The organism is Vreelandella sp. L-15 (genome assembly GCF_056857635.1).
In genome coordinates this window covers 21,251-30,370 of the sequence record NZ_JBSXNN010000055.1, presented here as the reverse complement: position 1 = coordinate 30,370, position 9,120 = coordinate 21,251, and the positions used below count along the sequence as shown (strand labels likewise).

The window sequence follows — 9,120 nt, the reverse complement described above, 5'->3', positions numbered from 1 at the left end:
GCGCCGTGACCACCTGCATAAACTCACCCGCCAGATCGTTAACGAGAACCAAGTGATTGCAGCGGAGAGTTTGCAGGTGAAGAACATGGTCAAAAACCGCCATCTCTCTAACGCCATCAGTGATGTTGGCTGGGGGGAGTTAGTGCGCCAGCTTGACTACAAGGCGGCCTGGGCGGGAAGGCAGTTTGTCCAGATTGATCGCTGGTACCCAAGCTCAAAACGCTGCCATAGCTGCGGCTTTGTGCTGGAATCACTACCGCTGAATGTTCGCACCTGGGACTGCCCAGATTGCGGTACTCAGGGCATCGACCGTGACGTGAATGCGGCCCGCAACATTCTGCAAGCAGGCACCGCGCTATTAGCCGGTGCAGATGGTTGAAAGATCATACCGAGGGGCACTCGGGAATGTACGCCTGTGGAGTTTGTGTAAGACCAGCAGTGCCAAGGCATTGAAGGCAACGAACATCGAAGCAGGAACCAGGAAGGTAACGACCTGGGAATCCCCTTCCTTTCCGCCGCAAGGCGGCAGCGCAAGCTGAGGGAGGGGAGGGTGTCAAGAGTATCCTGTTCGGTAATAAGGTGCTAAACATGTCGTTAGCTGCTTCTTTAGAACCTCTTTCTCGGCTTGTTCACCGCGGAGGCGCTAGCGGCGTAACAGGTAGTTGTCATCAACTCCTTTATGGTGATCACCATTCGCTGTTAATTGATTGCGGCCTTTTCCAGGGTGAAGATGCCGAGCAGGATGAGTTTAAGCAGTTAACCATCGATTTTGATATTAAAACTATCGATGCGTTAGTGATTACCCATGTGCATATCGACCACGTTGGGCGCTTGCCTTATTTGTTGGCCGCCGGGTTTACGGGGCCGATTTTCTGCTCCAAGCCATCGGCCAAGCTGCTGCCGCTGGTCATCGAAGACGCCTTAAAAATTGGCTTTACTCGCGATGCACGGTTAATTGAGCAGTTTTTGCAGCGGGTGGAGCAGCAGTTAGTGCCATTAGCGTTTGGTAAATGGCATAACGTCACATCAACACCTACTTGCCATGTGAACATGAAGCTCCAGCGCGCGGGGCATATTTTAGGCTCCAGCTATGTGGAGGTTGCCCTGCGCGACCCTCTCAACAAGCGGCGGCAGCGGGTGGTGTTTTCAGGTGATTTGGGCGCTGCCAACTCCCCCTTGCTGCCAGCACCAAAAGCCCCAGCTAAAGCGGATGTGCTGGTGTTGGAATCTACCTATGGCAATCGCTTGCACGAAGGCCGCTTGGATAGAGCCGCTAAGCTAAAACAGGCCATTGAGCGCGCGCTCCATAATAATGGCACGGTGATTGTGCCAGCGTTTAGCATTGGCCGTACCCAAGAGCTGCTATATGAGCTTGAGGGTATTATTCACCGTGCGGATAAGCAGTCACTGTGGAAGTCGTTAGAAATTATTGTCGATTCGCCGCTGGCAGCGCGCTTTACCCAGGTGTACCGAGACCTCAAGCCATTTTGGGACAGCGAGGCGCAAACCCGCGTTCGCGCTGGCCGTCATCCGCTGAGCTTTACATCGCTCTACACAGTGGATAGCCACGCAACCCATGAGCAAACGGTGCGCTATTTAGCCGAAAGCGGGCGGCCTGCGGTGGTGATTGCTGCTAGCGGCATGTGTGCCGGTGGGCGGGTGGTGAACTATTTAAAAGCTATGCTGGGTGATGCGCGCCATCAGGTGCTGTTTGTAGGTTACCAAGGCGCTGGCACGCCGGGGCGGGATATTCAGCGCTATGGCCCCCAGGGCGGCTGGGTGATGTTGGATGGCGAGCGTTATGACATTAAAGCAGGGGTGACCACCATCAGTGGCTACTCTGCCCACGCGGATCAAGCGGGATTACTGGGCTTTGTTAAGCAGATGCGCCACTGGCCGCGTAGCATCCATTTGGTACACGGGGGTGCCGAGGCCAGAAGGGCGTTAAAAGTGGCGCTTGAATCGTTAGCCGCTAAACACGGTAAGACGCTGAAGGTAACGTTACCGGTGAATCAGCCAGAGTAGCTAGGTTGGGGCTATGCTACTATCAGCGGCTTTATGACGCTGGTTAGGTTAGTGACCTGTATGTTAAGCCCCAATGTTCCCCGTTCTGAGCCGTTGTCTCACGTTACCAGTCTCGCTGTGTTTTTGATGGGCGCGCTGGCGCTGGTGGTACCTTCTGGTTACTCCATTGGCCCCGTGCTACTCCTGCTGGCGAGCGCTGCCCTGCTATTTAAGCGCTTTAAGTGCTCCTCCTTTGTGCTGCTCCCCCAAGACCGCTGGATCATCGTAGCGTTAGTGGCCTACGGCCTGGTGGTGGGCGTTATGTCGGCGGTTGAGCTTGGTTCTCGTGGTTTTGATAGGCCGCTGCGCTTTTTATTGGCCATCCCGGTGCTGCTGCTGATACTGCGCTACCCGCCGCGTTTAAGCTGGCTATGGGGTGGGGTAGCGCTAGGCGCTATTGGCGCCGGAAGTTTGGCGCTGTGGTTGAAGCTCGTAGAGGGCGTTGCGCGGGCGAGTGGCTTTCTGCACGCGATCCAGTTTGGCAATTTAAGCATGCTAATGGGCGTGCTGTGCTTTGCAGGCTTGGGCTGGGCGGTGGTTCAGCGCCAACGTCATGCGTGGGTTGCCTTGCTACTGCTAGGAGCTTTGATAGGGATGCTGGGCTCGGTAATGTCCGGCAGCCGTGGCGGCTGGGTGGGGCTGCCGGTGGTGGCGTATGTGCTCTACCGTGGTTATGGCCGCCAGTTACCGGTGGCAATAAAAGCAGGAGCGGTAGGGGCGGCGCTTGCCTTAGTTGCAACAGTCTATTTGCTGCCGCAAACGGGAGTTCAGCAGCGGGTTGAAGCTGCCGTTAGCGATATTAGCCACTATGTATCCGGTACTGAAACTGATACATCGCTGGGCTTGCGTTTTGAGATGTGGCGCGGGGCTGCTCAGTTAATTGCCGAGCGGCCACTGCTGGGCTGGGGCGAGGCTGGCTATCGTGAGGCTTTGGGGGAGCTAGGCGAGCAGGGTGCTATCTCCCCCGTGGCGGCTGAGTTTGGCCATGCCCATAACGAGTTTATCGATGCCTTTGCTAAACGAGGGCTGGTGGGGCTGGCCGTGCTGCTCATGCTTTATATGATCCCGATGAGAGTGTTTGCCCCTGGCTTATCGCACCCTGATTTGCCCACTCGCTCATTGGCGGTAGCGGGCACGCTGTTACCGGTCGCATTTATTGATTTCGGTTTATCGCAAACTTTTTTGGCCCATAACAGCGGCGCTACTTTCTATGCGTTTTGGTTAGCGGTGCTATGGGGGAGTTATCGTCGTACTGCCTATTCGAGTGCAGCAACGCGGCCTTGTGCTCGCGGTTAGACGCCATTCAGTCAGAACATCAGCTTTCTGGCTTAGGTAATTTTCGGTAAGTGAATTGTTTCATGGCCGCTGAAAAGTTATTTTTCAGCGGCTTAGTGCTATCAGCATGCATGAAAAAATTGAGATTTTTGAGAGTCTTAGAGACTGACATAGCACTAAAGGGCTATGTAAGTATCGTTACAGTTGGTTCCGCTTACGCAGTTATCCAGCCTGCGCTTAGCCCGATACTCAGAACACTCATGAATGGAACAAAACATGCGTGCAGTCAAACATGCCTCTTCGCACCGCCAGCAGGGTTTTACCCTGGTGGAAGTCTCACTCGTCCTGGTTGTGATCGGGCTAATCCTCGGCGCGGTCTCGATTGGTAAGGATGTTCAGCGAAACGCTGAATACACCAAGATTAAACAGAAGTTTGTTGACCAATGGGCCAGTGCCTATAACTCCCACTACCTGCGCGCTGGGGTGGTGATTGGCGATAGCCAAACGCAGCCGCGGCTGATGGTGAATGGTGCTACCTACAATACTGATGTTGAGGCTGGCGAGCTAATTTCCGGTCAAAACATGTCTAGTGTGACGGCACCTGACGCCATTTGCCAAGGCGGCAAAGCGCCGAACATGACTCGTGATGCGGACTCAGCAGTGGAGCTTCACAATGAGATGGATCGCCACGGCGTGCGTATGCCACCGGGCCGGGCAGAGGGTTTTGAAGACCGCTACGCCTATCTGGATACCAACGGCAACCCTCAAGAGCTTCAGGTGTGCTTCCAGTGGAATAAGCCATACAGTGCTGCCAGTTCCGGTGACAGCTCCGGCAATGTGATGGTGATTGCCGGGCTGACCCCAGACTTGGCGCGGGCACTGGATCAGATGATCGATGGTCAGGCTGATGCTCGTGAAGGGCTCTTCCGCCAATATGGTGTCTCTAATACCTCTGATGGCGCGCCTGGCATTGAGTGGGCTGCCAACAATACTCAGGCCTATGAAGGGAGCACTGGCTCTGCAACAAATACCGACGAGAACCTTGATGAAGACCAAGTCATCACGGTCGTCGCCACCTATAAGATGAACCAGTGAGTCGGGGGATGGCGATGAGGTCGGCAGGGGGAAGTTCCGTAGGGGCTCGCCAGAGCGGGTTCAGCCTGATGGAAATTGTTGTGGTGATGGCGGTCATTGGTCTTATGTTGGGCGGGGTGAGCATTGGCCGTGATGTTCTCCGTGAGGCGGAATACAACCGTATCCAGAATAAGTTTTTAATGCCGTGGAAGCAGAACTACGACCTTTACTATCAGCGTACTGGCGTTGTGCTTGGCGATAACCAAGTGGCGCCGACGCTGATGGTAAACGGCTATGAAGCGGAGTTTGACCACATGGGCAGTGGGGTGGCGGGTATTCCAGCCAACTACCGTAACACGGGCCGCCGGTTGTGCCACGGTGCTGGGTATCCCGCCAATACCGTTGGCGGCGGCGACCGGCCGTTGTCTGACCTGGATTTGCATCAGCTGTTTGATCGCGTCGGTATTCGAATGCCGCCGGGGCGGGCTGAAGGGTCGGAGGACCGCTACGCCTATACAGACACCAATGGTAATCCTGCAGAGCTGCAAATCTGCTTTCAGTGGAACCCGGAAGGAACGATTAGTGGCGCGGGCAACGTGATGGTGATCCGTGGGCTAACCCCTGATCTGGCCCGCAAGCTGGACCATATGGTGGATGGTAAGCCTGATGCCTACGAAGGCCGTTTCCGCCAGCAGAACGCAAATACCAATGTGTTAGAGCGAAGCCGCCATATTCCAGGCTATGAGTGGGAGGCCAATAACAGTTACACCAACGCAGACTCAAACCCTAGTGCCTTCGGTGAAGGGGCGTCCAGTGGAGAAGAGCGCGTTGTGTTGGTTACCGCGCACTGGGTCATGGATCAATGATGGTGTCACTGCTTTCTGAGGGGTGTAAGGCCGCTCGGGGTTATGTATGTATTGGGGTGCTTCTGGTGGGTAGCCTTGCATTGCCCTATTTAGTGAAAACGGCATTTAGCTATAAAGCGGCGGCAGACGTGGCACAGCGGCAGTTGGCAGATAACCAGCGCCAGGTAGACCAAGAAGCGGGCGCGCGGGCGCAGCTGGTGCGCTGGCAAGCAGTGCGCGACCAGTGGGGAACGCTGGCAGAGCGTGCCGATGGGCTTGGCTGGCGGACGTCTTTGTGGGATGTACGGTCGATTGAAGTTGACAACAAGCGCTTCTCGCGGCGTGAAGCCGACACATTGATGAGTAGCCTTGAGTCCAGCTCCGATAGCTTCATGCTGCCCAAGTCATTCTCAATAAAACTGGTAAGCGATAGCAGCGGTTCGCTGTATATCGACTCACCGGCTCAGGATCAGGCAGGTTCGATCCAGCTATCCCTCTCCGGTGATTATTACTCGCGGAGAGTGCAATGACCCATCTGCAGTGCCTGTTGGATATGTCGGGGCAGGTGTGGCAAACACACACCGATACGCTGCTAGCGCCGGAGCAGTTTGATGCGCTGCCCGGCCCAGCAGTGGTCATTACCGATTACCAGGCAGCGCCGTTCGGCGTAGAGGCGTTGCCTGCCCATCACCAAAACCTGGCGCCGCTGTTGGAAAAACGACTGCGCGATGCCGGAGATATCGACAGTTTGGCGCGGGTGATTATCCATACCCGCGAGCGGCAGAGAGACCTAGCCCAGGTGTGCTACACCGCTGTGCCGGTGGCGGTAGCTATGCGTTACCGGCGCTGGGCCAAACAGCAGAGTGACCATGTACTGCTGTTCCCGCTGCTTGAAGCACTGCTGACATTGGCGCAACGGCAGGGTCTTGAGAGTGGCCTTTTGGCATTTGTCCATGACGATAGTGTGGATGTGCTGATGTTACAGGACGGCCAGGCCATGCAGGCCTCCCGCCAGCGTCTTTATATGCGCGGAGCGGACGACTATATCCGTATCGCTGCGTATATCACCTCATTATTGGATCGTTACGCTGATGCTGGCCGACAACGCGGTTGCTTGCTGGTTGAGCGCCGCACGAACGAAAGCCAGCCGCTAATTGATGCGCTAACGGTGCGTGGTATCCCGGTCACTGAGCCGGTGTTGCCAGCCACCCAGCTGTTTGAGGGCCTGCGCTTAAAACGGGCCGATATCGATGGCGTTAGCCGGTTGCACTACCTCTTTCAACAGGCGTTGCCCTGGGTGGCGGTGGGCATGGTCGCACTATGCCTGTCTAGCGCGTTCGGGGCCTTGTACTGGCGGCACGAGGCAGGCGCTCTTCAGGCTGAGCTGTACCAAGCGCAGACCCAGAGCGTTGGCAGCACCATTACCGAGATGGGGAGCGCGCTGCGCAGTGCCGATGAGCTGGTGCTTTCCCAGCGTGAACGCGCCGACTTTGTACGCCTTGCTGAGCGTGTTCGCCAAACGCCTGATCCAGCCAGCCTGATTCGGCATTTACGCGAGGCGGTTCCGGCCAGTATTGAGTTGGTTGAGGCGGGCATTGTGTCGGATGACACCGGCGTGCTGATCATCGTTGCGGGCCGCAGTGCCAGTGTGGCTGCGCCCTTCGCGGCAGAAGAGCAGTTCGTGATGGCGCTGAAGCGCCTTGGCTATGAAGTGGTGCGGCGTGAGATTACCAGCGGCCTCGGTAATAGCCTGTTCCGTCTAGCGTTAACCTGGAGCGCACCATGAAGAAGAAATACACCGCTGCTGGGCTGCTAGCCGTTGCCTTGGTCTCCTGCACAATGGCCTACCAGTTTGCGATGGCCGAAGAGCGGGCCGCACAGGCGTGGCGCCCTAGCCAGGATTCGCAGCTTCAGAGCCTCGATGCACGGTTGGGCGAAAAAGTACGCGAGTTCCTGGAGTTGAACGAGCTGCTAAGCAGGCAGCTTGAAGATGTGAGGCTGCAGCAGGCAGGGCAGCAGGACTCCCCCTTGCTGACGGGCAACGCTTTTGTACCCGAGCCACTTGCACCAGAGCCTGCTATGCCAGAGCCGGTGGAGATAACGCCGGAGGTGGTTGCGCCGCCACCCCCGCCACCAGAGCCTCCTGTCAGGCAGGCACCCTGGTGGAGCCGTTATCAGCTCAGCATGGTGGTGTACTCGGATACCTCCCGCTCGGCGGTAATCAATGGGCGCTATGTGCGCCGTGGCGATGCGGTGGCATCCGGCGTGGTGGTTCGTGATATCAGGCCCAACCAGGTGACGTTGGCACGCGGTGGTGAAACAGCACGCTTAACGATTGGAGCTGAATAATGACGTTACGCCGCCTGTTGATATGGAGCATCGCGCTGCTTGGACTGTTGACTGCAGTGCTTTGGTGGGTGGGCCGGCAACCTGCGCCGGTAAGCCCAGCGGCACAAGTGCCCGCTGTGGTAATGCCGCCTTCTTCCTCGCCTGTAGAAGGTGGAGGTGCCTCTACGGATGTTGATGCCCTTTGGCGGCGCTATGAGGCGTTGAACGAAGCCGCTGCAACTGCCTCTGCACCTGTGGAAGGGGAGCAGGGGGGAATGAGTTCATCAGCTGAGCCCCGTTCACCGGAACAGGTGCTATCTGAGGCAGCGCAGCAGCGTCAGGCACTGCGCGAGGGCATCCGACAACGCAGTGAGGCGGTCCGGGCCGCGCGTGATGACGCGTTGGCGCAGATTCGGGACCTTGAACCAGACGATATCGATGGATTGATGGATGTGATTCAAGGCTTCAACCAGCAAATGCGGGAGAACGGGGTAGAGGAGCAGATTGATATCGGTGGGATGCGTCAGCAGCTAGTAAGTAGCCAGAGGCTTGCTGAGGTCAGCCAAGCGATGCTGGATGAAGCGCTGAAAGGTGAGAATGCCAACCCGCAGCGGCTTCAAGAGCTAAGTCGTGAGATGAGTGCATTACAACAAGAGGTGATTGACCTTCATGCAATGCGTTCAAGTGGCGGGCAGGAGCAGCCATGACGGTTGACGCGTACCCCCTCCGCCAGCGGGGGTTCACTCTCTTGGAGCTGGCGCTGGTCTTGGCGCTGCTGGGCGGTATGGCGCTGGTGGCGATGCACTATCGCCCTAATGCGTTGAGCCAGGATGATGCCATTGCCCAGGGTTACCACGACCAGATCGCTGCAGCTCTCTATCGTTATGCTGAGCGCCACTACCGGCTGCCCTGCGCCGATACCAACGGTGATGGTTTTGAAGGTGGCAGCGGAGGCGGCTGCGGGCAGGGGGAGATAACCCATATGGCTGGTGGTGTGCCTTTTCTCACCCTTGGTATGAGTGAGGCGCAAGGCTTGAGCAAAGCGGTTCGCGAGCGCTTTGTCTACGGTGTCTTTCGCGATAATACCGCTGAAACCGACCTAGCGGCATTAGCCGAGCGAACCGATGACCCGGCCGGTAGTGCCGGGTATCTCAGCCTGGATGACCTACGTTACGCCCTGCACAGCCTGGGTCAGCGGAATTTTGATAATAATCGCATCTACGTGACCGGTGATGAACAGCAGGCAGGAACGGCTGATTGCAGCGGAAACCCTATCGCCAACCTAGCATTTTTCGTGGCCTACGCAGGCACAAGAGATGCCGATAGGAATGGGCAACCCTTTGATGGCGAAAATAGCAGCCTCCGTTGGCCTTCGGGCAGCGGGCTTTGCGTATCCGGCCCGCTGACCGCACAAGGGGAGCAGTATGACGATGCCGTTATTGCGGTGGGCTTTGCCGAACTGCTTGGCTATTTAAGCCAATAACTTGCAAAACAACACATTGAGTACGGAATTAGGCGCATCAGGAGCAGCCAC

The 9,120-nt window shown here is 56.9% G+C and carries 10 protein-coding genes; all 10 read left to right on the top strand.

Going from position 1 to position 9,120, the window contains the following annotated elements:
- Positions 1 to 379: RNA-guided endonuclease InsQ/TnpB family protein (locus tag AC13CY_RS07670; RefSeq protein WP_483052430.1), on the top strand; the 379-nt coding region annotated here is incomplete at its 5' end.
- Positions 380 to 588: 209 nt separating this feature from the next.
- Positions 589 to 2,025, top strand: coding sequence for an MBL fold metallo-hydrolase (locus AC13CY_RS07665; protein ID WP_483052429.1), 1,437 nt, complete (start codon positions 589 to 591; stop codon positions 2,023 to 2,025).
- A 60-nt stretch (positions 2,026 to 2,085) separates the two neighbouring features.
- Positions 2,086 to 3,360 carry an O-antigen ligase family protein gene (locus AC13CY_RS07660; protein WP_287837823.1) on the top strand — a complete coding sequence of 425 codons (1,275 nt, stop codon included), beginning with the start codon at positions 2,086 to 2,088 and terminating at the stop codon, positions 3,358 to 3,360.
- Between the two features lie 255 nt (positions 3,361 to 3,615).
- Positions 3,616 to 4,434: a prepilin-type N-terminal cleavage/methylation domain-containing protein gene (locus AC13CY_RS07655; protein WP_483052428.1), complete on the top strand. Its 819-nt coding sequence runs from the start codon at positions 3,616 to 3,618 to the stop codon at positions 4,432 to 4,434.
- Between the two features lie 8 nt (positions 4,435 to 4,442).
- Positions 4,443 to 5,279 (top strand): prepilin-type N-terminal cleavage/methylation domain-containing protein, encoded by an 837-nt coding sequence (locus AC13CY_RS07650; protein WP_483052427.1) that lies wholly within the window; start codon positions 4,443 to 4,445, stop codon positions 5,277 to 5,279.
- A gap of 65 nt (positions 5,280 to 5,344) precedes the next feature.
- Positions 5,345 to 5,788 carry a hypothetical protein gene (locus AC13CY_RS07645; RefSeq protein ID WP_139794503.1) on the top strand — a complete coding sequence of 148 codons (444 nt, stop codon included), beginning with the start codon at positions 5,345 to 5,347 and terminating at the stop codon, positions 5,786 to 5,788.
- A complete protein-coding gene (locus tag AC13CY_RS07640; RefSeq protein ID WP_483052426.1) occupies positions 5,785 to 7,044 on the top strand; it encodes a hypothetical protein in 1,260 nt (419 codons plus the stop codon). Before AC13CY_RS07645 ends, AC13CY_RS07640 begins: the two co-directional genes overlap by 4 nt.
- The gene (locus AC13CY_RS07635; protein ID WP_287837815.1) at positions 7,041 to 7,607 is read left to right on the top strand and encodes a general secretion pathway protein GspB; all 567 of its coding nucleotides are present in this window, start codon (positions 7,041 to 7,043) and stop codon (positions 7,605 to 7,607) included. The genes AC13CY_RS07640 and AC13CY_RS07635 overlap by 4 nt, the downstream gene beginning before the upstream one ends.
- A complete protein-coding gene (locus tag AC13CY_RS07630; protein ID WP_287837813.1) occupies positions 7,607 to 8,293 on the top strand; it encodes a hypothetical protein in 687 nt (228 codons plus the stop codon). Before AC13CY_RS07635 ends, AC13CY_RS07630 begins: the two co-directional genes overlap by 1 nt.
- Complete coding sequence (locus tag AC13CY_RS07625) at positions 8,290 to 9,069, top strand: prepilin-type N-terminal cleavage/methylation domain-containing protein (RefSeq protein ID WP_287837803.1); 780 nt, start codon at positions 8,290 to 8,292, stop codon at positions 9,067 to 9,069. The genes AC13CY_RS07630 and AC13CY_RS07625 overlap by 4 nt, the downstream gene beginning before the upstream one ends.
- The last annotated feature ends 51 nt before the right edge of the window (positions 9,070 to 9,120 follow it).